Source organism: Teichococcus aerofrigidensis (assembly GCF_054073225.1).
Map to the genome: position 1 here is coordinate 1 of NZ_JBSXMU010000050.1, position 26302 is coordinate 26302.

Annotated in this window: 25 protein-coding genes and 1 other RNA gene; 14 read left to right on the forward strand and 12 right to left on the reverse strand. The window is 72.3% G+C overall.

Annotated features, from left to right (window positions below; translation table 11 throughout):
- Window positions 1–139 precede the first annotated feature (139 nt).
- The 4 genes from rbfA (at window position 140) to rpsO (ending at window position 2445) form a co-directional block, all read left to right on the forward strand.
- Window positions 140–574, forward strand: a complete 435-nt coding sequence (gene rbfA / locus ACVMLK_RS12055) for a 30S ribosome-binding factor RbfA (protein WP_198366993.1) — start codon at window positions 140–142, stop codon at window positions 572–574.
- A gap of 13 nt (window positions 575–587) precedes the next feature.
- Complete coding sequence (locus tag ACVMLK_RS12060; RefSeq protein WP_422922363.1) at window positions 588–980, forward strand: acyl-CoA thioesterase; 393 nt, start codon at window positions 588–590, stop codon at window positions 978–980.
- A gap of 177 nt (window positions 981–1157) precedes the next feature.
- A complete protein-coding gene (gene truB, locus ACVMLK_RS12065; protein WP_198366994.1) occupies window positions 1158–2159 on the forward strand; it encodes a tRNA pseudouridine(55) synthase TruB in 1002 nt (333 codons plus the stop codon).
- Window positions 2160–2172: 13 nt separating this feature from the next.
- Complete coding sequence (rpsO, locus tag ACVMLK_RS12070; RefSeq protein ID WP_198366995.1) at window positions 2173–2445, forward strand: 30S ribosomal protein S15; 273 nt, start codon at window positions 2173–2175, stop codon at window positions 2443–2445.
- A gap of 61 nt (window positions 2446–2506) precedes the next feature.
- Here rpsO and lhpI read toward each other — a convergent pair whose 3' ends face one another.
- Window positions 2507–3472, reverse strand: a complete 966-nt coding sequence (gene lhpI / locus ACVMLK_RS12075; protein ID WP_457486529.1) for a bifunctional Delta(1)-pyrroline-2-carboxylate/Delta(1)-piperideine-2-carboxylate reductase — start codon at window positions 3470–3472, stop codon at window positions 2507–2509.
- Between the two features lie 318 nt (window positions 3473–3790).
- Here lhpI and ACVMLK_RS12080 point away from each other — a divergent pair, with 318 nt between their 5' ends.
- The 5 genes from ACVMLK_RS12080 (at window position 3791) to ACVMLK_RS12100 (ending at window position 10393) form a co-directional block, all read left to right on the forward strand.
- Complete coding sequence (locus ACVMLK_RS12080; protein ID WP_198366997.1) at window positions 3791–4834, forward strand: amino acid ABC transporter substrate-binding protein; 1044 nt, start codon at window positions 3791–3793, stop codon at window positions 4832–4834.
- Window positions 4835–4974: 140 nt separating this feature from the next.
- Complete coding sequence (locus ACVMLK_RS12085) at window positions 4975–6177, forward strand: amino acid ABC transporter permease (RefSeq protein WP_198366998.1); 1203 nt, start codon at window positions 4975–4977, stop codon at window positions 6175–6177.
- A 222-nt stretch (window positions 6178–6399) separates the two neighbouring features.
- On the forward strand, window positions 6400–7554 hold the full coding sequence (locus tag ACVMLK_RS12090; RefSeq protein ID WP_198366999.1) for an amino acid ABC transporter permease: 1155 nt from the start codon (window positions 6400–6402) through the stop codon (window positions 7552–7554).
- 49 nt (window positions 7555–7603) lie between these two features.
- Complete coding sequence (locus tag ACVMLK_RS12095) at window positions 7604–8404, forward strand: amino acid ABC transporter ATP-binding protein (protein WP_422922359.1); 801 nt, start codon at window positions 7604–7606, stop codon at window positions 8402–8404.
- Between the two features lie 144 nt (window positions 8405–8548).
- A complete protein-coding gene (locus tag ACVMLK_RS12100) occupies window positions 8549–10393 on the forward strand; it encodes a potassium transporter Kup (RefSeq protein WP_232477201.1) in 1845 nt (614 codons plus the stop codon).
- Between the two features lie 40 nt (window positions 10394–10433).
- Here the strand turns inward: ACVMLK_RS12100 and recR are convergent, their stop codons facing one another.
- The 4 genes from recR to ffs form a co-directional block, all read right to left on the reverse strand.
- Window positions 10434–11036 carry a recombination mediator RecR gene (recR, locus tag ACVMLK_RS12105; protein WP_198367001.1) on the reverse strand — a complete coding sequence of 201 codons (603 nt, stop codon included), beginning with the start codon at window positions 11034–11036 and terminating at the stop codon, window positions 10434–10436.
- 66 nt (window positions 11037–11102) lie between these two features.
- Window positions 11103–11444, reverse strand: coding sequence for a YbaB/EbfC family nucleoid-associated protein (locus tag ACVMLK_RS12110; RefSeq protein WP_198367002.1), 342 nt, complete (start codon window positions 11442–11444; stop codon window positions 11103–11105).
- Entirely contained in the window at window positions 11441–13381 is a 1941-nt protein-coding gene (locus ACVMLK_RS12115) for a DNA polymerase III subunit gamma/tau (RefSeq protein ID WP_457486530.1), read from the reverse strand. The genes ACVMLK_RS12110 and ACVMLK_RS12115 overlap by 4 nt, the downstream gene beginning before the upstream one ends.
- A gap of 49 nt (window positions 13382–13430) precedes the next feature.
- Window positions 13431–13522: signal recognition particle sRNA small type (ffs, locus tag ACVMLK_RS12120), an RNA gene on the reverse strand.
- A gap of 111 nt (window positions 13523–13633) precedes the next feature.
- Between ffs and nudC the strand changes: the two genes are divergently transcribed.
- Both nudC and ACVMLK_RS12130 read left to right on the forward strand, forming a co-directional pair.
- Entirely contained in the window at window positions 13634–14563 is a 930-nt protein-coding gene (nudC, locus tag ACVMLK_RS12125) for an NAD(+) diphosphatase (RefSeq protein ID WP_198367004.1), read from the forward strand.
- A complete protein-coding gene (locus ACVMLK_RS12130) occupies window positions 14560–14865 on the forward strand; it encodes a phosphoribosylamine--glycine ligase (RefSeq protein WP_422922356.1) in 306 nt (101 codons plus the stop codon). Before nudC ends, ACVMLK_RS12130 begins: the two co-directional genes overlap by 4 nt.
- Before the next feature lie 60 nt (window positions 14866–14925).
- On the opposite strand, the gene ACVMLK_RS12135 is transcribed toward ACVMLK_RS12130, so the two are convergent.
- The 3 genes from ACVMLK_RS12135 to ACVMLK_RS12145 all read right to left on the reverse strand — a co-directional run bounded on the left by ACVMLK_RS12135 (window position 14926) and on the right by ACVMLK_RS12145 (window position 17722).
- Complete coding sequence (locus ACVMLK_RS12135) at window positions 14926–15882, reverse strand: SMP-30/gluconolactonase/LRE family protein (protein ID WP_457486531.1); 957 nt, start codon at window positions 15880–15882, stop codon at window positions 14926–14928.
- A gap of 80 nt (window positions 15883–15962) precedes the next feature.
- Window positions 15963–16484 carry a YdcF family protein gene (locus ACVMLK_RS12140; protein WP_457486532.1) on the reverse strand — a complete coding sequence of 174 codons (522 nt, stop codon included), beginning with the start codon at window positions 16482–16484 and terminating at the stop codon, window positions 15963–15965.
- Entirely contained in the window at window positions 16481–17722 is a 1242-nt protein-coding gene (locus ACVMLK_RS12145) for a class I SAM-dependent methyltransferase (RefSeq protein WP_457486533.1), read from the reverse strand. Before ACVMLK_RS12145 ends, ACVMLK_RS12140 begins: the two co-directional genes overlap by 4 nt.
- Window positions 17723–17996: 274 nt before the next feature.
- Here ACVMLK_RS12145 and ACVMLK_RS12150 point away from each other — a divergent pair, with 274 nt between their 5' ends.
- From ACVMLK_RS12150 to ACVMLK_RS12160, 3 genes are all read left to right on the forward strand, one after another.
- Complete coding sequence (locus ACVMLK_RS12150; RefSeq protein ID WP_457486534.1) at window positions 17997–19361, forward strand: GDSL-type esterase/lipase family protein; 1365 nt, start codon at window positions 17997–17999, stop codon at window positions 19359–19361.
- A gap of 43 nt (window positions 19362–19404) precedes the next feature.
- Window positions 19405–20346 (forward strand): NAD(P)-dependent oxidoreductase, encoded by a 942-nt coding sequence (locus tag ACVMLK_RS12155; protein ID WP_422922350.1) that lies wholly within the window; start codon window positions 19405–19407, stop codon window positions 20344–20346.
- Window positions 20347–20446: 100 nt separating this feature from the next.
- On the forward strand, window positions 20447–21697 hold the full coding sequence (locus tag ACVMLK_RS12160; RefSeq protein ID WP_198367010.1) for an ABC transporter substrate-binding protein: 1251 nt from the start codon (window positions 20447–20449) through the stop codon (window positions 21695–21697).
- A gap of 6 nt (window positions 21698–21703) precedes the next feature.
- On the opposite strand, the gene ACVMLK_RS12165 is transcribed toward ACVMLK_RS12160, so the two are convergent.
- The 4 genes from ACVMLK_RS12165 to ACVMLK_RS12180 all read right to left on the reverse strand — a co-directional run.
- The gene (locus tag ACVMLK_RS12165; protein WP_457486535.1) at window positions 21704–22330 is read right to left on the reverse strand and encodes a NeuD/PglB/VioB family sugar acetyltransferase; all 627 of its coding nucleotides are present in this window, start codon (window positions 22328–22330) and stop codon (window positions 21704–21706) included.
- 122 nt (window positions 22331–22452) lie between these two features.
- Complete coding sequence (locus ACVMLK_RS12170) at window positions 22453–23436, reverse strand: cyclase family protein (protein WP_457486536.1); 984 nt, start codon at window positions 23434–23436, stop codon at window positions 22453–22455.
- Between the two features lie 164 nt (window positions 23437–23600).
- Window positions 23601–25286: a glycerophosphodiester phosphodiesterase family protein gene (locus tag ACVMLK_RS12175; protein WP_198367013.1), complete on the reverse strand. Its 1686-nt coding sequence runs from the start codon at window positions 25284–25286 to the stop codon at window positions 23601–23603.
- Window positions 25287–25515: 229 nt separating this feature from the next.
- Window positions 25516–26302, reverse strand: a 787-nt coding sequence (locus ACVMLK_RS12180) for an EcsC family protein (protein WP_457486537.1), incomplete at its 5' end; no start/stop codon positions are given.

Below are 26302 nucleotides of genomic sequence, written 5' to 3' on the forward strand. Positions count from 1 at the left end.
CCCCCCCGCCGGGGGGGGGGGGGGGGGGGGGGCCGCCCCGCGCCCCGCGCCGCCTCTCCGGCTTCCGGCCGGAAGCAAGGCCGGGGGTCCGCCCCCGGCCTTTTCCATTGCCGTCCGCTTCTGTTGTTCGTGAGGCCCCATGCCCAAGAAGACCGCCACCCCCGGCGCCCCCAGCCAGCGCATGCTCCGCGTCGCGGAGGAGGTGCGGCATGCCCTCTCCGCCGTCTTCCTGCGCGGCGAGCTGCACGATCCCGACCTGGACGGCCGCCATATCACCGTGACCGAGGTGCGCGCCTCGCCCGATCTCAAGCACATGACCTGCTTCGTCGCCGCGCTCGGCCGGGCGGTGACGCCCGAGGAGCTGAAGGCGCTGAAGCGCGTGCAGCCCTTCCTGCGCACCCAGGTCGCCCGCGCCGTGCGGCTGAAGTTCGCGCCCGAGATGCATTTTCAGCCCGACACGGCGCTGGATTATGCGATGAAGATCGACGCGGTGATGCGCCGCCCCGAGGTGCAGCAGGACCTCCAGCCCCGCCCGGCGGGAGAGCAGGCTCCGCCGCGGGAGGACGAGCGGTAAGGACGCGACCCTCTTGAACACCCCTGAGACGGCGCCGCCCGAGGGCGCGCCGATGATCCGCACCATCGCCATGCCGGCGGACACCAACCCCGCCGGGGATATCTTCGGCGGCTGGCTGATGGCGCAGATGGATCTCGCCGCCGGCAATGCCGCCGCGCGCCGGGCCCGCGGCCGCTGCGCCACCGTGGCGGTGGAGGCCATCACCTTCCATTCCCCGGTGCGGGTCGGCGACGAGGTCAGTCTCTATGCCGAGATTCTCTCGACCGGGCGCAGCTCGATGAAGATCCGCGTCGAGGCCTGGCGCCGCGAGCGCGAGGGCGAGCACGCCAACCGCGTCACCGAAGCGGTCTTCACCTTCGTGGCGCTGGACGCGACGGGGCGGCCGCGGCCCCTGCCGCCGGCCTGAGCGCGGGCCGGGCGGTCCGCGTCAGGGGCGCCGGGGGATGCCACGCCCCGTGCGATGATTGCATCGGCCCGGCGGGAGGTGTATCCCCCCGCACCTTCGCGCCCGGGACCGGGTTTCCGGCACGCCGCGCATCCCGATCCGGCGCGGGCGCTTCCCCCTTCCGCAGTGAAAAGAGCCATGTCCCGCCCCTACCGCAAGCCGAACAGCCGCCCGCGCGGCCGCCCGATGGATGGCTGGCTGATCGTCGACAAGCCCTCCGGCATCGGCTCGACGGATGTGGTGAACAAGCTGAAGCGGGCCTTCCAGGCGCAGAAGGTCGGGCATGGCGGCACGCTGGACCCGCTGGCGACCGGCGTGCTGCCCATCGCCTTCGGCGCCGCCACGAAGATGGTGCCCTACGTCATGGACGGCACCAAGACCTACCGCTTCACGCTGCGCTTCGGCGAGGCGCGCGACACCGACGACGCCGAGGGCCAGGTCATCGAGACGAGCGAGGCCCGGCCGACGGACGAGCAGATCCGCGCCGCCCTGCCCGCCTTCATCGGCGAGATCATGCAGGTGCCGCCGATCTTCTCGGCGCTGAAGATCAACGGCGTGCGCGCCTACGACCTGGCGCGCGACGGGCAGGTGCCGGAGATGGCCGCGCGGCCTGCGCGGGTGGATCGCTTCGAGCTGGAATCCCGCCCCGACGCCGACACGGCGGTGTTCACCGTGCAGTCGGGCAAGGGTGTCTACATGCGCAGCCTGGCGCGCGACATCGCCCGCGCGGCGGGCAGCGTCGGGCATATCGCGACGCTGCGCCGGATGCGGGTCGGGCCCTTCCTCGAGGAGGATGCGATTCCGCTGGACAAACTCTGCGGCGCGGAGGATACCCCGCCTCCTTCCCCGGATCTGCTGCTCCCCGTGACGACCGCGCTGGCCGACATCCCGGCTCTGGCCCTCACGGAAGCGGAGATCGCACGCCTCTCCTTCGGTCAGGCCATTTCACTGGTCGAGCTGATGGGGCGGATACCCGAGGACGCCAGCCCCGATGGGGGCCTCGCGCGGGCCATGGCGGGGGAGCGCCTGAAGGGACTCGTGCGCCTGGACTCCGGCCTCGCCAAGCCGGAGCGGTGGCTCGGCCCGGGCGAGAAGACCCTCCTGCCGGTCGCGCCCGAAGCGGACGAGCCGGCGAACTGAAAGGCAAGAGCCGATGTCGACTGTGACCGCCGAGCGTCGCGCCGAGATCATCAAGCAGTACGCCACCAAGGAAGGCGATACGGGCAGCCCCGAGGTGCAGGTCGCCCTGCTCTCCGAGCGGATCTCCTCGCTGACCGAGCACCTGAAGACCCACCCGAAGGATTTCCACAGCCGCCGTGGCCTGCTGGTGCTGGTCGGCCAGCGCCGTGGCCTGCTGGACTACGTGAAGCGCAAGAACCAGGCGCGCTACCAGAGCCTGATCGAGCGCCTGAACCTGCGCCGCTGACCGCGGCCGGCCCGATGGGTCCGAAGCGCCGGCCTCCGCGAGGGGGCCGGCGCTTTCGCGTTCAGGGCGCCGGGGTTCCCGGCGCGGCGCCTTCATAGGCGAGGATCGCCGCCGCCAGGTCCTCTCCCGCCCAGCCCACCGATTTGAACAGCGTGATCTCCCCCGCCGCGCGGCGGCCCGGATGCTCCCCCCGGCAGAGTTCGAACAGATCGGCGGCGATGTGCTCCGGGCCGATCGCCCCCTCGGCGATCGCCTGCACCACGTCGCCCGCCTCGGCCAGGGCGCCGGGGCGCGTGTCCACGAAGAGGCTGGCCCTGGCCACCAGCGCGGCATCGCTCTCCCGCATGTCGGGGCGGAAGGCGCCAACCAGATCGACATGGGTGCCGGGCGCGATCTCGGCGCCGCGCAGCAGCGGCGCGGCGGAGAGCGTGGCGGCGGAGACGATGTCGGCGCCGGCCGGATCGGGCCGTTCCGCCACCCTCGCCGGCAGCCCCTCCCCCGCCAGATGCCGCGCCAGACGCGCCGCGCTCTCCGGCCGGCGCGACCAGATGCGGATCTCGCGCAGCGGGAAGCGCGCGGCATAGGCCTCCGCCAGGGCCTGCGCCACCTTGCCGCTGCCGAGCAGCAGCAGGCTGCGGCTGTCCGGCCGCGCCAGGAAGCCGGCGGCGAGGACGCTGGCGGCGGCGGTGCGGCGGTCGGTCAGTGTGCCGCCATCCAGGATGGCGAGCGGCTGGCCGGTCTCGCCATGCGACAGCAGGTAGACCGAGTGCACCGCCTGCAGCGCCGGCCGCTCGCCCTGCTGGCGCGCATTGCCCGGATTGACGTGGACGATCTTCACGCCGGTATAGCGGTGGGCCTGCCAGGCCGGCATCAGCAGAAGGGAGCCTTCCGCTGCCTCTTTTTGCGGCAGGGCGTGGCGGTGCCGCAGGGGCGCGTCGCATCCCGTCTCGAACATTCTCCGCAAGGCCTCGTCCAGGCGGTCCCAGGGGAGGTGGCGCGCGGTCTCGGCGGCATCGGTCAACAGCATGGGGTGGTCGGTTCTCCTCTGCGGCCGAAAAGGCGGGCGCCGCCGCCTCCGGTGGCACGGGCATTGCTACGTCACGGACATGCCACGTGCGGGCATGCCGGATGGACGTCGCCGGCGGCGGTCTGCGATATCCTCCGGTCCTGGCCAGGATGGCGATATCGTTCGGGATGATTGCACCATCCGCCCCGCAAGGCTAACGGGCGAGAGGGGGTGCCGCCGCGGCGGCCCGACCACCGCCTGGCCTGGCGGTCCGGAAGCAGGCCTAACGGGAGGCATCGCCGGCAGGAGCCGGCGGGCGAATAAACTGGGAGAGTCTGAATGAAGCCCTTGCGGCTCGGTACCCTTCGCGCCCTGAGCGCGGCGGCCATGACCACCATCCTGGCGCTGCCCGCCCTGGCGCAGCAGCCGGCGCAGAACGCCGCCACGCTGGACGCGATCAGGTCGCGCGGCAGCCTGACCTGCGGCGTCAACACCGGCCTCGCCGGCTTCGCCCAGCCCGACAGCCAGGGCCGCTGGCAGGGCTTCGACGTGGAATACTGCCGCGCCCTCGCCGTGGCGCTGTTCAACGACGCCAACAAGGTCCGCTACGTGCCGACCACGGCGCAGAACCGCTTCACCGCGCTGCAGTCCGGCGAGATCGACGTGCTGCCGCGCAACACCACCGCGACGCTCTCGCGCGACACCTCGCTCGGCCTCGATTTCCCGGCGACCAACTTCTACGACGGCCAGGGCTTCATGGTGAAGGCCAGCCTGGGCGTGAGCTCGGCGAAGGAGCTGGACGGGGCCACCGTCTGCGTGCAGCCCGGCACCACCACCGAGCAGAACCTGACCGACTGGGCGCGGGCCAGCAACATCAAGTTCACCCCGGTCATCATCGAGCGGCTGGAGGAGCTGGTCAGCGCCTATGTCGCCGGCCGCTGCGACGCCTACACCACCGATGTCTCCGGCCTCGCCGCCACGCGCTCCGCCCAGCCCAACCCGGGCGAGCACGTGATCCTGCCGGAGGTGATCAGCAAGGAGCCGCTGGCCGTCGGTGTGCGCCACGGCGACCAGCGCTGGGCCGACCTGGTCCGCTGGACGCATTACGCGCTGCTGGCCGCGGAGGAGCTCGGCATCACCGCCGCCAATGTCGAGCAGGTGGCCGCCAGCGACCAGCGCCCGGAGGTCCAGCGCATGCTGGGCAAGACCGGCGGCCTCGGCCAGATGCTGGGCGTGGACAACCTCTGGGCCGTGAACATCATCAAGGCCGTCGGCAACTACGGCGAGGTCTTCGAGCGGCATCTGAAGCCGCTCGGCATCCAGCGCGGCCCGAACGCGCAGTGGACCCAGGGCGGCCTGCAATACGCCCAGCCCTTCCGCTAAGGGCCGACCGGCGGGGCGCGTCCTGAGGGCGCCCCCGCCAAGCTTCCGTGCCGGCCCGAAACAACTGGCGCGAAGACGCCTCGGCGGGTCAGGATCGTCGAGAGAAGCGGGCAAGACGAACAAAAACGAGGCTTTCACGCATGTCAGACACCGCTGCCGATCCCCGGCTGCTTCGCGCCCCGCCCAGGAAGGGAATCCGTCTCTCCTGGGCCGATGAAAGGCTGCGCGCCATCATCTGGCAGGTGCTGGTCGTCGGGATCGTCGTCGCCATCGTCTGGTGGTTGGTGCGCAACACCAACCACAATCTGGAGGTGCGGCGCATCGCCACCGGCTGGGGCTTCCTCGGCCGCGAGGCCGGCCTGCCCGTGGCCGAGAGCCTCGTCTCCTACAGCCCCACCAACACCTATGCGCGCGCGCTTCTCGTCGGCGTGCTGAACACGCTGAAGGTCGCGGTGGTCGGCATCGTCCTGGCCACCATCCTCGGCACGCTGATCGGCATCGCACGGCTCTCGAAGAACTGGCTGCTGGCCCGCCTGGCGGGCGTCTACATCGAGGTGGTGCGCGACCTGCCGCTGCTGCTGCAGCTCCTGTTCTGGTACGCCATCCTGCAGGGCCTGCCGTCGCCGCGGCAGGCGCTGCATCCGGCCGAGGGCGTGTTCCTCTCCAACCGCGGCCTGAAGCTGCCCTGGATCCAGTGGCAGGACGCGCACAGCTTCGCGCTGCTGGGCCTGGTGATCGGCGTCGTGCTGGCCGTCTTCTACGCCCGCTCGGCCCGGGCCAAGCAGATGCGGGACGGGCAGCCGCGCCGGGTATGGCCGGCCGCCATTGGCCTGGTCCTCGGTCTGCCGGTGCTGATCTGGGCGGTGCTCGGCGCTCCGTGGCAGGGCGACATCCCGGCGCTGCGCGGCTTCAACTTCACCGGCGGCCTGACCATCACGCCGGAATACTTCGCCCTGCTGATCGGCCTGGTCATGTACACGGCGGCCTTCATCGCCGAGATCGTGCGCGCCGGCATCCAGTCGGTGGCCCGGGGGCAGTGGGAGGCGGCGGAGGCGCTGGGCTTCCAGCGCGGGCGCATCATGCGGCTGATCGTACTGCCGCAGGCGCTGCGCGTCATCATCCCGCCGATGACCAGCCAGTACCTGAACCTGACGAAGAACTCCTCCCTGGCCGTCGCCATCGGCTACCAGGACATCGTCTCGATCGCCAACACGACGCTGAACCAGACCGGCCAGGCGATCGAGGGCATCGCCATCATCATGCTGGTCTTCCTGACCATCAGCCTGTCGATCAGCCTGTTCATGAACTGGTACAATGCGCGCATCGCGCTGGTGGAGCGCTGAGCCATGGATAAGCCGAAGCTCGCAGGCCATGGCCCGCGCATTGCCTTTCCCTCCGGCTTCGCTGGCCCGAGAACCAGCTACGCGGGGTCCTGCTTCGCTGGCCCGAGGGCCAGCTACGCGGGGTCCGGCTTCGCTGGCCTGAGGGCCAGCTACGCGGGGTCCTGCTTCGCTGGCCTGAGGGCCAGCTACGCGGCGCGTATCGCGCTGGTGGAGCGCTGAGCCATGGCCGATATCGCCGCCGAAGCCACCGCGCCCCGCCCCGTGGAGGATGCCGCCGTCGGGCCGCGCCGCGCGCCGATCACGGTGGTGGGCCCCGTCGCCTGGGCCCGGGCCAACCTCTTCTCCTCCTGGATCTCGACCGCCGTCACCCTGGCCCTGGCCTATCTGATCGTCCGCTGGACGCTGGGCTTCATCGACTGGGCCTTCGTCAACGCCATCTGGTCCGTGCCCGTCACCAACGGACAGGCGCAGACCCAGGCCTGCCGCGCGCTCAACGGCGCCGGCGCCTGCTGGGCGGTGGTGACCGAGAAGCACCGCTTCATGCTCTTCGGCACCTATCCCTACGAGGAGCACTGGCGGCCGGCCATCTGTGTGCTGCTCTTCATCGGCCTCTACATCGTCTCCGCCATGCGCCGCTTCTGGCGGCCGGCGCTGGCGCTGGTCTGGCTGGTGACGCTGGCGGTCATCGGCGTGCTGATGTGGGGCGGGGTGTTCGGCCTGTCCTATGTGCCGCAGGAGCGCTGGGGCGGCCTGCCGATCACCCTGATCCTGGCCACCTTCGGCATCGCGCTGGCCTTCCCGCTCTCGATCCTGGTGGCGCTCGGCCGCCGCTCGCGCATGCCGGCGATCAAGATGCTCTGCGTGCTCTATGTCGAGCTGATCCGCGGCGTGCCGCTGATCTCGCTGCTGTTCATGGCCAGCGTGATGTTCCCGCTCTTCCTGCCGGAGGGGATGAACATCGACAAGCTGCTGCGGGCGCAGATCGCCATCATCCTCTTCGCCGCCGCCTATCTGGCGGAGGTGGTGCGCGGCGGGCTGCAGGCCCTGCCACGGGGCCAGTACGAGGCGGCCGACGCGCTCGGCCTCTCCTACTGGCAGAAGACCGGCTTCATCATCCTGCCCCAGGCGCTGCGCCTGGTGATCCCGCCGCTGGTGAACACCTTCATCGGCTTCTTCAAGGACACCTCGCTGGTGCTGATCATCGGCATCTTCGATCTGCTGACCGCCGGCAAGACGGCGATCGTCGAGCCCGCCTGGCAGGGCTTCGGCATCGAGGTCTATGTCACCGTCGGCCTGATCTACTTCATCTTCTGCTTCGCCATGTCCCGCTACAGCCAGAACCTGGAGGCGGAGCTGAACCGCCACCGGGTCCGCTGAGGGAGGGCCTAATGCAGGACAACCACCCGAACCTGGGAGCGAACGCCGCATGAGCGCCACCATGGACCCCGCCGACGGCGCCTATGTCGCCTCCGCCGCGCGCGTCGACGGGCCGCCCGCCATCCTGCTCGACAAGGTCAACAAGTGGTACGGCGCCATGCACGTGCTGCGCGACATCAACCTCTCCGTGGCCCAGGGCGAGAGGGTCGTGGTCTGCGGCCCCTCGGGCTCCGGCAAGTCCACCATGATCCGCTGCATCAACCGGCTGGAGCAGCACCAGGAGGGGCGCATCGTCGTCGACGGCATCGAGCTGTCCGACGACCTCCGCTCGCTCGATGCCATTCGCCGCGAGGTCGGCATGGTGTTCCAGAGCTTCAACCTGTTCCCGCACCTGACCATCCTGGAGAACTGCACCCTGGCGCCCATCTGGGTGCGCCGGATGCCGAAGAAGGAGGCGGAGGCGCTGGCCATGGAGTACCTGACCCGGGTGAAGATCCCGGAGCAGGCCGGCAAGTATCCCGGGCAGTTGTCCGGCGGCCAGCAGCAGCGCGTGGCGATCGCGCGCGCCCTCTGCATGAAGCCCAAGATCATGCTGTTCGACGAGCCGACCTCGGCGCTCGATCCGGAGATGATCAAGGAGGTGCTCGACACCATGGTCATGCTGGCCGACACCGGCATGACCATGATCTGCGTCACCCACGAGATGGGCTTCGCCCGCCAGGTGGCGGACCGCGTGGTGTTCATGGACCGGGGCGAGATCGTCGAGTCGGGCGTGCCGGAGCAGATGTTCAACGATCCCAAGACCGACCGGCTGAGGACCTTCCTGAGCCAGGTGCTGCGCGGGCACTGAGCCCGCCGCCCCGCTCAGGCCCCGCCGCGCCGGGAGCCTGAGCGGCGGCGCTTGCGCCGCCACGGGCGCCCAGCCTATGCCTTGCGCCCGACATCGGCGCAGATGGCAGTGTCCCAGCAAGAATCCTCCCCTACCTCCCGCCCCATGACCCCGGCGTTGCTGCTCGGCGTGCTGGGTGTGGTCTATGGCGACATCGGCACCAGCCCGCTCTACGCGCTGCGCGCCTCCCTGCTCCACTTCGCCGCCGACGGGCTGGAGGAGTGGGAGATCCTGGGCGTGCTGAGCCTGATCTTCTGGTCCCTGGTGCTGATCGTCACGCTCAAGTACGTGCTGCTGATCCTGCGCGCCGACAACCGGGGCGAGGGCGGCATCCTGGCGCTGATGGCGCTGGCCCAGCGGGTGGCGCGCGGCGAGCGGGGCCGCAAGCTGGTGGCGATGGTCGGCATCGCCGGCGCGGCGCTGTTCTTCGGCGACGGTATCATCACCCCGGCCATTTCCGTCCTCTCGGCGGTGGAGGGGCTCAAGGTCATTTCCCCCGCCTTCACCGACGCGGTGATCCCGATCTCGCTCGGCGTGCTGCTGGCCCTGTTCCTGGTCCAGTACAAGGGCACGCACAGCATCGGGAAGGTCTTCGGCCCGGTCACCGCCCTGTGGTTCGGCAGCCTCGGCCTGCTCGGCCTGATCGAGGTGGCGCAGCAGCCGCACGTGCTGATCGCCCTCTCGCCGCACTACGCCATCAGCTTCTGCCTGGAATACCGGCTGGCGGCCTTCATCGCCCTGGGCTCCGTGGTGCTGGCGGTGACCGGGGCGGAGGCGCTCTATGCCGATATGGGCCATTTCGGCAAGCGGCCGATCCGCTGGGTCTGGCTGGCGGTCGTGCTGCCGAGCCTGACGCTGAACTACTTCGGCCAGGGCGCGCTGCTGCTGACCGACCGCGCGGCGCTGGAGAACCCCTTCTTCCTGCTGGCGCCGGAATGGTTCCGCCTGCCGCTGGTGGTGCTGGCGACGCTCGCCACCATCATCGCCAGCCAGGCCATGATCTCCGGCGCCTTCTCCATCGCCCGGCAATGCGTGCAGATGGGCTTCCTGCCGCGGCTCGTGGTCTGCCACACCTCGGAGACCGAGGAGGGCCAGATCTACGTCCCGCAGATCAACTTCGCCCTGCTGGTCGGCGTCGTCATCCTGGTGCTGTCCTTCCACGATTCCGACAGCCTCGCGGCCGCCTACGGCATCGCCGTCACCGGCACCTTCCTCTGCACCTCCTGCCTGGCCGGACTGGTCTTCCGGCGGCAGTTCGGCTGGTCGCGCGCCCTGGTCACGGCGGTCATCGTGCCGATGCTGCTGCTCGACGGCAGCTACTTCATCGCCAACCTGCTGAAGGTGCCGGCCGGCGGCTGGGTGCCGCTGGTGCTCGGCGTCGCGCTCTTCACGCTGATGATGACCTGGCGGCGCGGGCGCGAACTGCTCTTCGCCCGCTTCCGCCAGGACAGCCTGCCGCTGAAATCCTTCCTGGCGCGGCTGCCGCAGTCGCGCACCCTCCGCGTGCCCGGGATCGCCGTCTTCATGACGGGCCAGGCCGACTACGTGCCCAATGCGCTGCTGCACAACCTCAAGCACAACAAGGTGCTGCACGAGCGGGTGCTGTTCGTCACGGTGGAGAATCTCGACGTGCCGCAGGCGCCGCAGCGGCGCGAGGTGGCGGAGCTGGCGCCCGGCATCCACCGCGTCATCCTGCGCTACGGCTTCCAGGAGAGCCCGAACATCCCGAAGGAGCTGGAGGCGCTCGGCGAATACGGCGTGCGCTTCGAGCCGATGCAGGCCAGCTACTTCCTGGGCCGCGAAACGCTGGTGGCCGCCTCGGCGCCGCGGATGACGACCTGGCAGCAGTGGCTGTTCTCGTTGATGAGCCGCAACGCCATGCCGGCGACCGAGTTCTTCCGCATCCCGAGCGACCGGGTGGTCGAGCTCGGCGTGCGCGTGGCGATCTGAACGGGCGGGCCCCTCGTCAGGCCCCTTGTCAGGCCCCTCGTCAGGCCGGGCGGCGGGCCTTCAGCGCGGCGGCCAGGGTACCGTCATCCATCACGTCCAGCGCGCCGCCCATGGGCACGCCCTGGGCCAGGCGGGTGACGGCGATGCCGCAGGGGTGCAGCCGGTCGGCCAGGTAATGCGCGGTGGTGGCGCCGTCCACCGTGGCCGGCAGGGCCAGGATCACCTCGCGGATCGCCCCCGCCCCGACCCGCTCCAGCAGGGCGGCGACGCGCAGGTCCTCCGGCCCCACGCCGGAGAGCGCCGAGAGGACGCCGCCCAGCACATGGTAGAGGCCGCGATGCACATGGGCGCGCTCCAGCGCCCAGAGATCGGCCACGCCCTCGACCACGCAGAGCACCTCCTGTTCCCGCGCCGGATCGGCGCAGATGCGGCAGGGGTCGCGGGTGTCGAGGTTGCCGCAGATGCGGCAGGGCCGCACGGCCTCGGCCGTTTCGCGCAGGGACTGGGCCAGCGGCAGCATCAGCCCGCCCGGATCCTGCAGCAGCTTCAGCGCGGCGCGGCGGGCGCTGCGGCGGCCCATGCCGGGCAGCCGGGCCAGCAGCGCCACCAGGCGCTCGACCTGATCCGGCCCGCGCGTCTCCACCTCAGCCCCTGCCCGAGCGGGGACCCGGGCCGGGCGCCCGGCCCGGCGTCCTGGCGCCGGTCATGCTCAGAACGGCAGCTTGAGACCGCCGAGGCCGCCGCCCATGCCGGGGATGTTCATCCCCGCCGTCGCCTTCTGCATCTCCTCGGCCATCATCGCCTCGACCTTCTGCTTGGCATCGGCATGGGCGGCGACGATCAGGTCCTCCAGCACCTCCTTCTCCGCCGGATCGACCAGGGAGGGGTCGATGGCCAGGCGCTTCAGGTCGCCCTTGCCGCTCAGCGTGACCGTGACCATGCCGCCGCCGGCGGCGCCGTCCACCGTCATGCTGTCCAGCCGGGCCTGCATCTCCTGCATCTTGGCCTGCATCTGCTGGGCCTGCTTCATCATCGAGGCGAGGTTCTTCATGGGTCCTCCGAAGGGATGTCGTCGAGATCGGCCGGCTCGGCATCGGGCGGCGCGAAGTCCGGCCCGTCCATGGATCCGTCCATCGGCCCCTCATCGGGCGCCTCCGGGATCGGCGGCAGGCCGTAGGCGTCGAGGCTGTCGTCGCGCACCGCATCGACCTCGGCGCCGGGGAAGGCGAGCAGGATGGACTGCACCAGGGGATGCGCGCGGGCCATCTCCAGCCGCTCGCCGGCCAGGTGGCTGCGCTGCTCGGCGATGGTCGGTTCGCCCTCGGCATTGGAGAGGGCGATGGTCCAGCGGCTGCCGGTGCGCTCCTGCAGCAGGGCGGCGAGCTGTGCGGCGAGGTCGCGCGGCGCCTGCGCGGTCTGCCGCAACTCGATGCGGCCGGGTGCGAAGCTCACCGGATGCACGTCGAACAGCAGGTGGCCGTGCAGGAGCGGCCGGACGCCCGAGGCCAGCGCCACCACCTCGCGGAAGTTGCGCGGCTGGGCCAGGGGCGCGCTGGCCGGCGCGGGGGCGGCATCGAGGCGGGCACCGCCACCGGCCATGGCGCGCAGGCCGCCAGCCGGCCCACCGGCCGGCCCGTCGGCCAGGGCGGAGGAGGGGGTGGCGGCGGGGGAGGGGGCGCCCGCCGCGCCGCCCTCGCTCAGGCGGCGGACAAGGTCGCCCGGCGTCGGCAGCTCGGCCAGATGGGCGAGGCGGATCAGCACCATCTCGGCCGCCATGCGCCGGTCCGGCGCCTCGGCCACCTCGGTGATGCCCTTCAGCAGCACCTGCCAGGCGCGGCCCAGCAGCGGGATCGACAGCCGCTCGGCCATGGCGACGCCGCGCACCCGCTCGGCCTCCGGCAGCGCGGGATCGGCCCGCAGCGCCGGCACGGCGCGCAGGCGCGTCAGGGTATGGGTCAGTTCCAGCAGGTCGGCCAGGATGACGCCGGGATCGGCGCCCCGCTCATGGCCGCGGTCCATCGCCGCCAGCACCGCCGGCAGATCGCCGCGGAAGCAGCCTTCCAGCAGGTCGAAGAGCAGGGAGCGGTCGGCCAGGCCCAGCATGTCCCGCACCAGCCCGGCCTCGATGCCGCCGGGCGCGCCGGCCACCTGGGCGATCGCCTGGTCGAGCAGGGAGAGGCCGTCGCGCACCGAGCCGTCCGCCGCGCGGGCGATCATCGCCAGCGCCTCCTCCGAGGCCGCCACCCCCTCCTTCGCCGCGATGGCGGCGAAATGCGCGCGCAGCGTCTCCTGCGGCACCCGCCGCAGGTCGAAGCGCTGGCAGCGGGAGAGGATGGTGGCCGGGACCTTGCGGATCTCGGTGGTGGCGAACAGGAACTTCACCTGCGGCGGCGGTTCCTCCAGCGTCTTCAGCAGCGCGTTGAACGCCGCCGTCGACAGCATGTGGACCTCGTCCAGGATATAGACCTTGAAGCGGGCGCGGGCCGGGCGGTAGCGCACCGCCTCGCGCAGCTCGCGGATATTGTCGACGCCGTTGTTGGAGGCGGCGTCCAGCTCCAGCACGTCGGGGTGGCGGTCGGCCAGGATCGCCTGGCACTCGGCGCAGACGCCGCAGGGGTCGGCGGTGGGGCCGCCCGTCCCGTCCGGCCCGACGCAGTTCAGCGCGCGGGCGATGATGCGCGCCGTAGTCGTCTTGCCGACGCCGCGCACCCCGGTGAGCATGAAGGCATGCGCCACCCGGTTCTGCGCGAAGGCGTTGCGCAGGGTGCGCACCAGCGCCTCCTGCCCGATCAGATCGGCGAAGCTGGTGGGGCGATACTTGCGGGCCAGGACGCGGTAGGGCGCGGCCTCCGGCTCGGCCATGGCGGGCGCAGCAATGGTGGGCGCGGCCATGACGGGCGCGGGAGAGGGGGCCTCGCCGAACAGGCCCGGCCCCTCGGGGAGGGGCGGCAGGTCCTGATCGTCGGCGGGAGGCGTATCGCTGGGCATGGCGCGCGGCTGTCCGGTGCTGGCCGCGGCGGGCCGTCAGGGCGAGGTGGAAGACCGGTGGAGCGACCCAGGCGGGAACTCGCTGCGGCTGCTTCCTTCCGGACCTGACCGGGTTGGCAAGGCGCCTGTCCGCCACCGACCTTCCGAGGATGCCATATCATGCCGCCCCCCCTCCGAGGCAAGGGGGGCGGGGCGAGGATCGCGCCCGGTCGGTTGCCGGCGGGCGCGTCCGGTGGCAGGGTCGCGGCCAAGATGCTGTCCATTCCGGCTTCCCGCCCCAATGCCTATACCGGCAGCCCCCTCGACCGAGCCTCCGGCCGGCGGGAGGACGCCGCCTTCGTCGCCGAGGCCATGGCCTCGCCCGAGGCCCTGTTCATCCCCGTCTGGCGCAGCCGCAGCCTGATGCGCGGCCTGGCCGACGGCCACCCCGAGGCGGTTCTGCTCTCCACCGAGGCGGCCGAGGCGGTGCGCATGGCCGGCGGGCCCTGGGCATTGCTCGGCCTCTGGGAGGGCCGCCCGGTCTTCGCGGTGGACTGTTCCGCGGCCGACGACCCGCTGCCGCTCCTGCCACCCGAATTCGGCGAGTTCGCCGATCTGCGCAGCGTCGCCGGGCTTCTGCCGGCGGGCGAGGCCAGCGTGCTGGCGCATGCCCGCGGCCTGATGCACTGGCGCGTCCGGCACCGCTTCTGCGGCGTCTGCGGCGGCGCCTGCGAGTCGCGCAGCGCCGGCAACGCCATGGCCTGCACCGCCTGCGGCGCGCAGCACTTCCCGCGCACCGACCCGGCGGTGATCATGCTGGTGACGGACGGCAACCGCGCCCTGCTCGGCCATTCCACCCGCTTCCCCTCCACCACCATGTATTCGACCCTGGCCGGCTTCGTGGAGCCGGGCGAGAGCCTGGAGGAGGCGGTGCGGCGCGAGGTGCTGGAGGAGACCGGCATCCGGGTGGGCGAGGTGCATTACCACTCCTCCCAGCCCTGGCCTTTCCCGGCCTCGATCATGCTCGGCTTCCACGCCGAGGCGCTCTCGGAAGCGATCACCATCGACCCGGAGGAGCTGCGCGACGCCCGCTGGTTCAGCCGCGAGGAGATCCGCGACCACGCCGCGCTCGGCTTCGGCCTGCCGCGCCTGGACTCGATCGCCCGCCGCCTGATCGAGGACTGGCTGGAGTGGCGGGCATGAGGCGCCTTCCTGTTCTGGGCCTGGGGCTGGGCCTGCTGCTCGCCGCCTGCGCCCGGGAGCGCGCGCCCGACCCGCGCGACGAGGCGCCGCTCAGCCCGGCCCATGCCGCCTGCCGCGCCGAGGCGCGCGACGATCCGGCCCTGCAGAACGTCTCCCAGCAGCTCAACGCGACCAATCTGGAGAACCGGGAGCGCGTCGCCTACGACATGCGGGTGGCGGAACTGCGCGCCTATCGCGACTGCCTGCGCCGCAACGGCCTGGCCGCGCCCGGCGGCGTGGAATCGCCGCGCCCGCCGCGCTGAGGCCCCTCGGCGCGGGCGTGCCGGCGGTGGGGCCGGAAGCTGGTTCCGGCCCTACCCGGCTCACCCTCCCGGGGCGCCCTGCACGTTCAGCAGCACGCTGTAGATGGAACGCGAGGCGGCCATGAACAGCCGGTTGCGGTGCCGTCCGCCGAAGCAGACATTGGCGCAGCGTTCCGGCAGGTCGATATGGCCGAGCGCCGTGCCGCCCGGGCTGAACACCCGCACGCCGTCCAGCTCCGCGCTGCCCATGCCCCAGCCGCACCAGAGATTGCCCTGCGTGTCGAGGCGGAAGCCGTCCGGCGTCTCGCCCGGCGCGCATTGCACGGCGACCCGGCGGTTGGCGATGCCGCCTTCCGCGGTGACGTCGAAGGCCAGGATGCGGCGCGGCTCGGCGCGGCTCTCGACGATGTAGAGGGTCTTCTCGTCCGGCGAGAAGGCCAGGCCGTTCGGCCCCTCCATCTCGTCGGTCAGCAGCGTCACCGCGCCGCTCTGCCCGTCGATGCGGTAGACGCCGTGCGGCAGCTCCGCCTCGGCCTTCTCGCCCTCGATATAGCCGCCGAGGCCGAAGCTCGGATCGGTGAACCAGATGCTGCCGTCGGACCGCACCACCACGTCGTTGGGCGAGTTCAGCCGCCGGCCCTGGTAGCGGTCGGCCAGGACGGTGATGCCGCCATCATATTCGGTGCGGGTGACGCGCCGGCCGAGATGCTCGCAGGTGACGAGCCGGCCCTGGCGGTCGCGCGTGTTGCCGTTGGCGAAGTTGGCCGGGCGGCGGAAGGGCGTGACCTGCCCCGTCTCCTCGTCCCAGCGCAGGATGCGGTTGTTCGGGATGTCGGACCAGAGCAGGGCGCGCTGGTCGCCGAGCCAGACCGGCCCCTCGGCCCAGCGGCAGCCGCCGGCCAGCTTCTCCACCGTGCCGTTCATGGCCCGGAAGCTGTGAAAGACCGGCTCGAAGGCGCGGAAGCGCGGGTCGGGATAGCGCTGGCTGGGCGCCCAGGGCGTCTCGTTGTCGAACATCGGCGGCGGTTCTCCCCGTTGCGGCGGGAAGCCTGCCATGGAAGCACGCCGGTCGGGAATGCGTCGTCTCCCGGCCGAGGTCAGTCCCCGGGCCGCCCCTCCGGCGCGTGGCCGGTGGCGCGTTCCCACAGCACCAGCGCCAGGTCATAGGGCAGGGCGGCCCCTTCCCGGGCCCGCCACCACCAGCGGTCGAGAAAGCCATGCGCCGCCTCGGGCGCGGGGGCGGCGCGGGCCGGCAGGCCGAAGGCGCGCAGCAGGGCGACGCAGCGCGGCAGGTGATAGCCGCTGCTGGCCGCCCAGACCGGCCCCTCATGTCCGCGCAGCAGCCGGGCGCAGGCGCGGGCGGAGCTCAGCGTGTCGGTGCCGCTCGGCTCCTGGCGGATCGCCTCGCCCGGCACGCCGAGGTCCTGCAGCAGCCGCGCCATCACCTCCGCCTCAGGCGGGCCGTGCCGCCCCTGCGCGCCGGTGGGGATGTAGAGCGGATCGGCCAGGGTGGCGCCGAAGGCGGCGGCGGCCTTCACCCGCCGGCGCAGCGTCAGGCTCGGCCCGCCATCCGGCCGCACCGCCGCGCCGAAGATGATGATGACCGGGCGGGCCGTCACGGCGCTCCGGCATCCGGGGCGGCCAGCAGCAGACGGTTCAGCGGCTCCAGCGCGGCGCGCAGCGCGGCGAAGTCGCGCCGGAAGGCCTCGGGCGCGACGCCGTTGACCGCCAGCTCCGCGCCGATGGCGCCGATGCTGCGCCGCCCGTCGACCCGCGCCAGGATGGCGGCGGCCAGGCGGGGCAGGGGCAGGCCGACCGTCAGCCCGTCGAAGGTCACGCGCAGCACGCCATCCTTCGGCAGGCCGCGTGCCAGGGCCGGGCCGTCCAGCTCCCGCAGCAGCGGCACGGCGGCGGGGTTCTCCCAGTCGGGCTCCGGCGCCGGGTCGCGCGTCGCATAGGCGATGTGGATGCCCATGTTGCCGCAGATCGCCTCCGCCAGGGCGGCGCGCCCGATCGGGTCCAGCCCGGCGGTGCGGGCGCGGAGCTTCGGGTCGTTCAGGTAGCGGTCGGGGTCGTAGCGCAGCGGCTCGACGAAGCAGCGCAGCCGCAGCCCCGCCTGGCCGATCAGCGCCGCCAGCTGCGGCACGGTGAAGGCCACGTCGCGCGGGTTCAGCAGCAGGTCGTAGAGCCCGGCATCGCCGCCCTCGATGTGGTCGGTGATCCAGGGGTTGCGGCGCAGCCAGGCAGTCTGCGGCGCCTGCTTCCACAGCCGCCTGGCGATCTCGACGCGGGCGGGCGGCGCCTCGCTGTCGGGCGCGATCAGGCGCAGCGCCTCCTGCAGCATGTAGACCCCGGTGCGGCCATGCGGCGCATAGACCATGAGCCCGATCCCGCCGCCCGGCGCCAGGGCGGCGGCCAGGGCCCCGAGACCGGCGGCGGGGTCGGGGAGGTGGTGCAGCACGCCGCAGCAGTCGATGTAGTCGAAGCGGCCGTGATCCGCGGCCTCCAGCAGCGAGCCGGTGACGAAGCGGATATTGCCGAGCCCGCGGGCGGCCGCCCGCGCCTCGGCCACCTTGCGCGCGGCGGCCGAGCGGTCGAGCCAGACCACCTCGCCCGGCCGGCCGGCCGTGGCCATCTGCTGCGCCAGCATGATCGTCGCGTCGCCGCTGCCGCCGCCGGCCATCAGGGCGCGCAGCGGCTGCCCGGCGGGGCGGCGCGCACCGAAGATCCAGTGGTCGATCTCGCGCAGATGGCTCGGGCTGCCGACGATCAGCCGCCGCGCCTCCTCGCGCGGGTCACGCTCGGGATAGGGATAGGCTTCGTACTGCGCGGCGAGGCGGGCATCGGTGGCGTCCATGGCGGTCCGGGATAGGCGATGGCGCGGCGCGGCGCCAGCGGAAGGGAGAGGGGAGCCGGGGCTTTGCGCCGGGGCGGGGCGGGGCCATCTCCGTGCCATGCCGTCGATCTCCACCCTCTCGCGCATCGTCCTGGTCCTGCTGGTGGTCAGCGCCCTGGTCCGCATCGCCGTCCACATGGCGGGGCCGTAACCTCCGCCCCGTCTTTGCGCCGCGACGCTTTCATGGAAAGCTGAGGCGCAGCGGCCGGAAGCGTCGCGCGGGGAGGACGAAGGAATGGACCGCAGGATGTGGCTGCACGCGACCCTGGCCTCGGCGACGCTCGGCGTCCTGCCGGCGGCGGCGCAGACCGCCGCCGGGCCGTCCACGCCAGGGAGCGGCGGCGCCGGAAGCTGGGCGACGGCCTGGACCGGCTCCGCCCAGGGGCCCTATCCGGTCGGCAATCCCTCCGCCCAACCCGACCAGCGCTTCGCCTTTCCCGACCCGGCCGAGGGCGCGCGGGACCAGACCTTCCGCCTGGTGCTGCGCCCCGATCTCTGGGGCCCGCGGGCGCGCCTGCGCTTCAGCAACGCCTTCGGCACCCGGCCGCTGCGGCTCGACGGCGTCTTCGCCGGGCTGCACTGGGGCGGCGCGGCGGTGATGCCCGGCAGCAACCGCCCGGTGCTGTTCGGCGGCCAGCCCGGCGTCACCGTGGCGCCCGGCGGCGAGGTCTGGTCCGACCCGGTCGGGCTGCCCTTCGCCGCCGAGTCGGGCCATCCGCTGCTGGCCGGCCGCAAGCTCGCCGTCTCCTTCCATGTCGCGGGGCCGAGCGGGCCGATGACCTGGCACGCCAAGGCGCTGCAGACCTCCTACGTCACGCCGCCCGGCGCCGGCGCGCGCGGCGCCGAGGAGGGCGAGGCGGCCTTCCCCCTCTCCACCGCCTCGTGGTTCTTCCTCGACGCGGTGGACATGGCCGCCCCCGCCGGCACGCCGGTCGTGGTCTGCCTGGGCGATTCGATCACCGACGGCACCGCCTCGACCATGAACGGCGATGACCGCTGGCCCGACGTGCTGTCCCGCAGGCTGCACGCGGCGCTGGGCCACCGCGTCGCCGTCGTCAATGCCGGGATCGGCGGCAACCAGGTGGTCGGGCCAAGGGAATACGGGCCGGACAAGCCCTTCCCCGGCGGCCCCTCGGCGCTGGCCCGGCTGCAGCGCGACGTGATCGGCCTCTCGGGCGTCGCCACCGTCGTCTGGCTGGAGGGCACCAACGACTTCAGCCGCAACGGCAATGCCACGCTGGACGCGGTGCGGGAGGGCATGACGGAGGGGGTGCGGCGCCTCCGCGCGGCCATCCCCGGCGTCCGCATCGTCGGCGCCACCGTGACCAGCGCGCTGGGCAGCACCAGCGCGGCGCATGGCCATGCCGAGCAGGACGAGAAGCGGCGCGGGCTGAACGACTTCATCCGCCAGAGCGGGCTGTTCGACGCCGTCGCCGAATTCGACCGCGCGACCCTCGATCCGGCGACGGGCGGACTGCGGGAGGAAATGATCCCGGACTCCACCACCGGCGGCAAGGGCGACAGGCTGCATCCGAACCGCGCCGGCTACCTGGCCATGGGCATGGCGGTGGAGCCGTCCTCGGTGGTGCCGGCCCGCTGAGGCGAGGCGCGGCGACGCGGCCCGCGCCATTTGTGGCGCGTCCGTGCGACAAACCAGCGTAACATACAGGCAATCCAGGGAGGACAGCATTATGGATGTCGGCTTCATCGGGCTCGGACGCATGGGCCGCCCCATGGCCTCGAACCTGTGCCGCAGGGGCTTCCGGTTGATCGTCAACGACATCAACGCCGATGCGGTGAGCGAGCTGGAGGCGCTGCAGGCGCGCGCGGCGCGAACCGTCGCCGAGGTCGCCGGCGCGGGCGATGTCATCGTCACCATGCTGCCGAATTCGGCGGTGGTGCAGGCGGTGGTGGGGGGCGCCGAGGGCGTCATCGCCCAGGCCCGGCCGGGCGCCGTGGTGATGGACATGAGCACCGTCGATCCCGAGACCACCGACCGCCTGGCGCGCCAGGCGCGCGAGCGCGGCATCGGCTTCGTCGACGCGCCGGTCGGGCGCCTGGCCAGCCATGCCGACCGGGGCGAGTCGCTCTTCATGGTCGGCGCCGAGGCGGAGGATTTCGCGCGGGTGAAGCCGCTGCTGGAGGCGATGGGCAGCACCATCTACCACTGCGGCGGTCCCGGCAGCGGCACCCGCACCAAGCTGGTGAACAACCTCCTCGCCGTCGCCTCCTGCCAGATGAACGCCGAGGCCCTGGCCCTGTCGCAGCGCTTCGGACTGCAGCTGGAGAGGACGCTCGACGTGCTCTACGGCACCACGGCGGTGAACGGGCAGCTGAAGGTCGCCTGGCCGTCCAAGGTGCTGGCCGGCGACACCGCGCCGGGCTTCACCATCGACCTGGCGCACAAGGACCTGACGCTGATCGTCGAGGCCGCCAGCGCGGCGAAGGTGCCCCTGCCCATGGTCGCGGCGGCGCGCGAGGCCTTCAGCGCCGCCCGGGCCCGCGGCTTCGGCGGGCAGGACTTCTCGGCCATGGTCGACGCGCATTGCGACATGGCCGGGATCGACAAGCCCCGGCTGGGCTGAGCCCGGCCGGGCACCTCATCGCCATCACCGCCCGGCACGGGTGTGAACCGTCACGCAGAGGACGGCCGTGCCAATGGGCGCAGTTCCAGGGGAAGCTTCCATGACCGTATCGCGCCGCGTGTTCCTCCAGGGGGCCGCCGGCCTCGCCACCGCGCTGGCGGCACCGCCGCTCGCCGCCCCGGCCCTGGCGCAGGCGCCGGTGATCCGGATCGGCGTGCTCGCCGATTTCTCCGGCATCTACACGGACCTGCTGGGCCGCGGCGGCGTCGGCTGCGCGCGCCAGGCCGCCACGGAATTCCTGGCCGGGGCCTCGGGCCCGGCGAAGGGCCTCGAGGTCGAGGTGCTCTTCGGCGACCACCAGAACAAGGCCGACACCGGCGCCAGCCTGGTGCGGCGCTGGATCGACCAGCAGGGGGTGGACATGGTGATCGCCGGGCCGAACTCCGCCGTCGGCCTGGCGGTCTCGACCATCGCGCGCGAGAAGGACAAGGCCTGCCTCGGCGTCGCCGTCACCGCGACGGAGTTCACCAACAAGCTCTGCACGCCGAACACCGTCAACTGGACCTATGACGGCTACATGCTGTCCAAGGCGGTGGCGGCCGAGACCGTGCGCGGCGGCGGGAAGAAATGGTACTTCATCGCCACCGACAACGCCTTCGGCCATTCCCTGCAGGCGGAGACGACCACCTTCGTGCAGCAGGCGGGCGGCGAGGTGGTGGGCAGCGCGCGGGCGCCGCTCGGCACCGGCGACTTCTCGGCCATGCTGATCGCCGCGCGCGGCAGCGGCGCCGATGTGATCGGCCTGGCGCTGGGCGGAAACGACCTGCCCAACTGCATCAAGCAGGCGCATGAGTTCGGCGTGACGCGCAGCATGAAGATGGCCGCGCTGGTGATGTTCCTGAACGACATCCGCGCCGCCGGGCTCGACACCATGCAGAAGCTGCTCTTCACCAACAGCTTCTACTGGGACACCAATGACCGCACCCGCGCCTTCACCCGGCGCGTGCTGCCGGCGATGGGCGGCGCCTATCCGGGCATGGTGCATGCCGGCTGCTACGCGGTGACGCTGCATTACCTGAAGGCCGTGGCGGCGCTCGGCGTCGAGGCCGCGAAGGCCAGCGGCGCCGCCACCGTCGCGCGCATGAAGGCCATGCCGACGGAGGACGACGCCTTCGGCGCCGGCTCCATCCGCGCCGATGGCCGGGCGGTGCTGCCGGCCTATCTCCTGCAGGTGAAGACGCCGGCCGAGAGCACAGGCGGGTGGGACTACTGCAAGCTGGTCTCGACCATGGCGCCGGAGGAGACGGTGAAGCCGCTCGCGCAGTCGGAGTGCCCGCTGATCCGCAGCTGAGGCAGCTCAGCCCTCCCCCAGCGGCCGGGCGGGCACGCCGCCCACCCGGGCCGCCGGCGGAACATCCTCCAGCACCGCGGCACCCATGCCGACCACCGCCCCGGCGCCGATCCGGCGGCCGGGGCGGATGCCGGCGAGGATGCCCACCATCGCCCCCGCGCCCAGCGCCACCCCGCCCCCCAGCACGGCGCCGGGCGCGACATGGCAGCCCGCCTCCACCACGCAGTCATGCTCGACGATGCAGCCGGTGTTGAGGATGACATGGGCGCCGACGCGCGCCATCGCGCCCAGGACGACGCGCGGCATGGCGACGCTGCCGGGGCCGAGGGCGGCATCGCGCGCGATCACGGCGGAGGGGTGGCGGAAGGCGGGCAGGGTGAAGCCGAGGTGGCCCAGCTCCTCGCCCAGCCGGCGCCGGCGGGCATTGTCGCCGAGCGCCACATGCGCGCCCTCCACCCCCCCGGCGCGCAGGGCGGCGGCGCGGGCGAGGGGGCCGAGATGCGGCACGCCCGGCAGGCCGCGGCAGGCCGGGTCGTCATCCAGCACACCGACCGGATCGGGCCAGCCGGCATCGCGCAGCACCTCCAGCACGGCCCGCCCATGGCCGCCCGCCCCGATCATCACCAGCCGCATCTCAATCCCCTTGCCTCGCCCACGCCCTCTTTACCGCGGGCGCGGCGGATCGGCAGGCGGGCTGACACGAAGGCGGATGTCAAGGTCGCGGGAAGGGAGGGCGGCCGGCCCTCCCGGCCGCCTCAGAACAGCGCCGAGGGCGCGACGGTCGATCCCGTGCCGCCCTGCACCTTCAGCGGCTGCACGGCGAAGGCGAATTCATGCTGCCCGCGGCTCGCCAGCACGTCGAGCTTCATGTTCTCCAGCAGGTGCACGCCATGCACGGCCAGCGCCAGCTGGTGCACCGGCAGGCTGGCATCCGGCATGGTCTTGGAGGGCGCGCATTCCACCGGCCAGTTGTCCGACCCCATCAGCATCGGGTTCTGCCGCAGGACCCACTCCGCCGCGGCGACGCCGAGGCCGGGGCAGGAGCGGACGTAGCGCGCGTTGTCGCGACCCCAGAGCAGGCCCCAGCCGGTGTGGACGATCACCGCGTCGCCTTCCTCGATGCGCGTGTTCTGCCGGCGCAGCGCCGCCTCCAGATCCTCCGGCGTGATCTCGTAGGTGTCGGGCAGGGTGGCGACGCCCTTCAGCGCCGCCACGTCGATCAGCACGCCGCGGGTGAAGATGGTGCCCACCGTGTCCACGCCCATCTCGGTGAAGCCGTTGCGGCTCGAGATGCGCGGGATGTTGACGCAGTTGTAGCCCTCGTCGCCGATGGTCTGGTGCGGGAAGGCATCGAGCTGCGTGCCGACCTGGCCGATCTCGGCGACCACCAGCTCCTCGTTCGAGCCGCGCCGGTTGCCCTCGGGGTTCATGAAGGTGCGCTTGAGATGCACGTCGAAGCGGCGCGTGCCGAAGAAGGGCATGGTCTGGTTCAGCGACTGCCCGCATTCGACGATCTCGCCGGTGCGGATCAGCTGCGCCGCGCGCTTCGCCCGCTCCGGCGTCATCAGGTTCATCGCGCCGCGCCGGTCGGCGGCGCCCCAGCGGGAGGGGCAGCGCTGCGCGGCGCCGGGCGGGCTCCAGCCCTGGGCGCGGGCGCTGCTGACCATCAGGCCATGCGCCCCGGCGCAGGCCATGCAGAGGGAGCCGAAGACCGCCTTGCGGCGGGACAGCTTGGACATGAGCATCTCTCCCGGCTGGCTCTCCCGCCACGACAGCATGGCCTCGGGCCAACTGGGCACAGCTTGAGCGCAGGCCGGCGGCGCTGGCCACCCTATTTCATCACCGGATTCGCCTGCTCCGGCGCCGAAAGGCCGGGGCGGCGCCGCCGTCCCGGCCCGCCTCCTCAGCCGAGCAGGCTGTCGGCGCCCAGGCCGCGGCCCTCGGCCAGGCCATAGGTCAGGTAATGCTCCAGCGGGTTCATGCCGGCTTCCGCGACATCGGCATGCGCCGCCAGATAGGCGCCGGTGCTGAAGGCGGCGGAGGGATCGCGGCCCTCGGTCCAGCCATACTCCCGGTAATGGTCCAGCGGGTTCATGCCGACCGCCGCGACATCGGCATGGGCCGCCAGATAGGCATCGGTGTCGAAGAAGGCGTTGGGATCGCGCCCCTCGGTGCGGCCGAACGTGTCGTAATGCGCCTTCGGATCGACCCCGGCCTCCCAGACGTCCGGGTTGGACCGCGCGTAGAAGGCGGCGTCGAAGAGCGGATCGTCGCCCAGGGTCAGGGTGCCATCGACGAAGCGGATCTGCTCGATGTCGGTCAGCCTGTCGGTCCCCTCCGGGCCGCTGACCGTCAGCACCCGCCCCGCGCGCTGGAAGGCGTGGCCGGCCAGCTCGCCCAGGTAGACGGCGGTGTCGGTGCCGGTGCCGCCGTTCAGCCAGTCATCGCCCGCGCCGCCGGTCAGCTCGTCATCCCCGGCGCCACCGTTCAGGACGTCATCCCCGGCGCCGCCATCGAGGAAGTCGGCGCCGCCGCCGCCGGTCAGCCAATCGGCGCCGTCCGTGCCGTCGCCGGCGAGGAGGTCCGCCAGCGCCTGCAGGCCGATGTCGGGCTGGTCGATGAAGAAGCCGTCCACGCCGAGCTGAAGCAGCTTCAGGGCCTCCTGCGCCGCCGTCTGCGGCGTGCCGTCCGGGTTCAGCGCCTGATAGTTCTCCTCGGCGCGGATGGTGTAGGGGATGACCTTCAGCCCGACGGCATGCGCGTTCCCGACCAGCGGGCTGATCTCGCCGCTCAGCTCGAAGCGCAGCGTGGCCGTGCCGTCCCCATCCGCGTCCACCGGCTCGGCCAGGCGCGTGCGCAGCAGGATGGCATCCTTGCTGGGTCCGACGATATCGGCGTAGCGGGCGATCTCCCGCAGCGCCTCGAGGGAGGAGGCGTTGCCGAGCTGCACCAGCGGCAGATCCACCCCCGCCGCCGGCATGATGCTGTCGTGCAGACGGATCAGATTGCCCGATTCGAAGGACTGGATGTAGACGCGGTCAGGATCGGTGAAGTCGTTCGCCACCAGCGTGTCGATCAGCATCTGGCTGAGATCGAGGCCGATCGACTCCGAATAGGTCGGGTGCTTGGTCTCAGGCGCGATGGCGATCTCGCGGCCCGTCTCGGCCTCGACCTGCCGCACCAGGGCCAGGATCTCCTCCAGCGTGGCGATCTCGAACTGCCCGTCATAGGACTGGCTTTCCGGCCGCAGCTCGCCCAGCCGCTCCTTGGTGCGCAGGGTCTTCAGCTCGGCCAGCGTGAAGTCCTCGATGAACCAGTCCGTGACGCTGCGGCCGTCGATCACCTTGGTGACGTGGCGGTCGGCGAATTCGGGAAGGTCCGACACGTTCGTGGTGTCGGAGAGGGTGTTCTCGTGCCGCGCGACCAGATGGCCATCACGGGTCGCGACCAGATCGGGCTCGATCACGCTGACGCCCATCTCGATCGCCAGCTTATAGGCTTCCAGCGTGTGCTCCGGGCGGTAGCCGCTGGCGCCGCGGTGAGCAATGACGAGCGGCGGCTGGCCATCGAGCGTGGCAAAACTGACCATGTCCGGGTTTTTCCCTCAGTGGTGGTCGCGTCGCGACGAGGGGAGCGGCGCCATCGCGGATGCCGCAGGCCGCCTTCCCCGCCGGTCGGCATGGCCGCGCCATTAGGATGGGGGGATGACGCCCGAATGACCGAAAGATTGCCGGAAGATTAAGTAGCCAGGCGGGACGCCGGGAAAACAATCCGGAAAAGCAACAGCTTGGCGGATTGGGCGCCCCCGGACGCGGCCGTCAGGCGGCGCGGTGCCGAGCCCGCGCGGCCAGCACCTCATAGGCCGCGCGCACCGCCTCGGCGCCGTGCTCGCGCTCCAGCCGGCGGACGGTGAAATGCGCCCGCGCCAGCTCGCGGAAATGCTGCAGGAAGGCGAGGTTCACCGCCGCCCCCGCCGCCGCGCCCACCACGGGCGCCGCCTGGGCGCCGAGCTTGATCATCAGCGGGCCGGTGAAGCGGGCGGCGATGGCGCCGATGAAACCCGGCAGCAGCGCCGCGCTCATGTTCGGCAGGAACTGCGCCAGGGCGAGGCGGGTGGCGAAGTAGCCGGTCTCGGTGGCATCGTCCGCCAGGCCCGGCCCGCTGAGCGCGAAGACCTTCAGGCATTCCGCGCCGGTCTCGGGCAGGCGGGTGTCCTCGCCGGCGGCCGCGGCCTCGGCGCCGATCTGGCGCAGCAGGATGGTGGTCGAGACCGGCAGCTCCAGCAGGGTGCCCGGCAGGCCGAAGGCGCCGCCCGCGGCACCGCTCGCCGCCGCCAGGCCGCGGTGCAGCCAGTCGGAGGAGATGCCGGGCGGCGCGCGGCCCGGTCCGGAGCGCATGGCGGTGTTCAGCGCGGTGGAGAGCGCGCGGCGCACGGCGCCGTCCACCATGCCCTGGGCAAAGCCGGGCAGGCGGCGGCGCAGCGCCTCGACCGGCGTGCCGGCGAGCTGGGCGAGCCGCGCCGCCAGCGAGGTCTCGTCCAGCACCCGCCGCGGGGGGGGGGGGGGGGGGGGGGGGGGAGGGGAAGACGACCGGCTCCGCCCGGGC

What these genes read in the sequence shown, in the direction of transcription:
- ACVMLK_RS12090 (WP_198366999.1), top strand. Translation starts at nt 6,400, where the DNA reads ATGGCCGATATCGCCGCCGAAGCCACCGCGCCCCGCCCCGTGGAGGAT.
- nudC (WP_198367004.1), top strand. Translation starts at nt 13,634, where the DNA reads ATGCTGTCCATTCCGGCTTCCCGCCCCAATGCCTATACCGGCAGCCCC.
- rbfA (WP_198366993.1), top strand. Translation starts at nt 140, where the DNA reads ATGCCCAAGAAGACCGCCACCCCCGGCGCCCCCAGCCAGCGCATGCTC.
- truB (WP_198366994.1), top strand. Translation starts at nt 1,158, where the DNA reads ATGTCCCGCCCCTACCGCAAGCCGAACAGCCGCCCGCGCGGCCGCCCG.
- ACVMLK_RS12145 (WP_457486533.1), bottom strand. Translation starts at nt 17,722, where the DNA reads ATGGACGCCACCGATGCCCGCCTCGCCGCGCAGTACGAAGCCTATCCC.
- lhpI (WP_457486529.1), bottom strand. Translation starts at nt 3,472, where the DNA reads ATGCTGTTGACCGATGCCGCCGAGACCGCGCGCCACCTCCCCTGGGAC.
- ACVMLK_RS12175 (WP_198367013.1), bottom strand. Translation starts at nt 25,286, where the DNA reads ATGGTCAGTTTTGCCACGCTCGATGGCCAGCCGCCGCTCGTCATTGCT.
- ACVMLK_RS12170 (WP_457486536.1), bottom strand. Translation starts at nt 23,436, where the DNA reads ATGTCCAAGCTGTCCCGCCGCAAGGCGGTCTTCGGCTCCCTCTGCATG.
- ACVMLK_RS12085 (WP_198366998.1), top strand. Translation starts at nt 4,975, where the DNA reads ATGTCAGACACCGCTGCCGATCCCCGGCTGCTTCGCGCCCCGCCCAGG.
- ACVMLK_RS12110 (WP_198367002.1), bottom strand. Translation starts at nt 11,444, where the DNA reads ATGAAGAACCTCGCCTCGATGATGAAGCAGGCCCAGCAGATGCAGGCC.
- ACVMLK_RS12165 (WP_457486535.1), bottom strand. Translation starts at nt 22,330, where the DNA reads ATGCGGCTGGTGATGATCGGGGCGGGCGGCCATGGGCGGGCCGTGCTG.
- ACVMLK_RS12150 (WP_457486534.1), top strand. Translation starts at nt 17,997, where the DNA reads ATGGACCGCAGGATGTGGCTGCACGCGACCCTGGCCTCGGCGACGCTC.
- rpsO (WP_198366995.1), top strand. Translation starts at nt 2,173, where the DNA reads ATGTCGACTGTGACCGCCGAGCGTCGCGCCGAGATCATCAAGCAGTAC.
- ACVMLK_RS12100 (WP_232477201.1), top strand. Translation starts at nt 8,549, where the DNA reads ATGACCCCGGCGTTGCTGCTCGGCGTGCTGGGTGTGGTCTATGGCGAC.
- ACVMLK_RS12095 (WP_422922359.1), top strand. Translation starts at nt 7,604, where the DNA reads ATGAGCGCCACCATGGACCCCGCCGACGGCGCCTATGTCGCCTCCGCC.
- ACVMLK_RS12135 (WP_457486531.1), bottom strand. Translation starts at nt 15,882, where the DNA reads ATGTTCGACAACGAGACGCCCTGGGCGCCCAGCCAGCGCTATCCCGAC.
- ACVMLK_RS12080 (WP_198366997.1), top strand. Translation starts at nt 3,791, where the DNA reads ATGAAGCCCTTGCGGCTCGGTACCCTTCGCGCCCTGAGCGCGGCGGCC.
- ACVMLK_RS12130 (WP_422922356.1), top strand. Translation starts at nt 14,560, where the DNA reads ATGAGGCGCCTTCCTGTTCTGGGCCTGGGGCTGGGCCTGCTGCTCGCC.
- ACVMLK_RS12160 (WP_198367010.1), top strand. Translation starts at nt 20,447, where the DNA reads ATGACCGTATCGCGCCGCGTGTTCCTCCAGGGGGCCGCCGGCCTCGCC.
- ACVMLK_RS12115 (WP_457486530.1), bottom strand. Translation starts at nt 13,381, where the DNA reads ATGCCCAGCGATACGCCTCCCGCCGACGATCAGGACCTGCCGCCCCTC.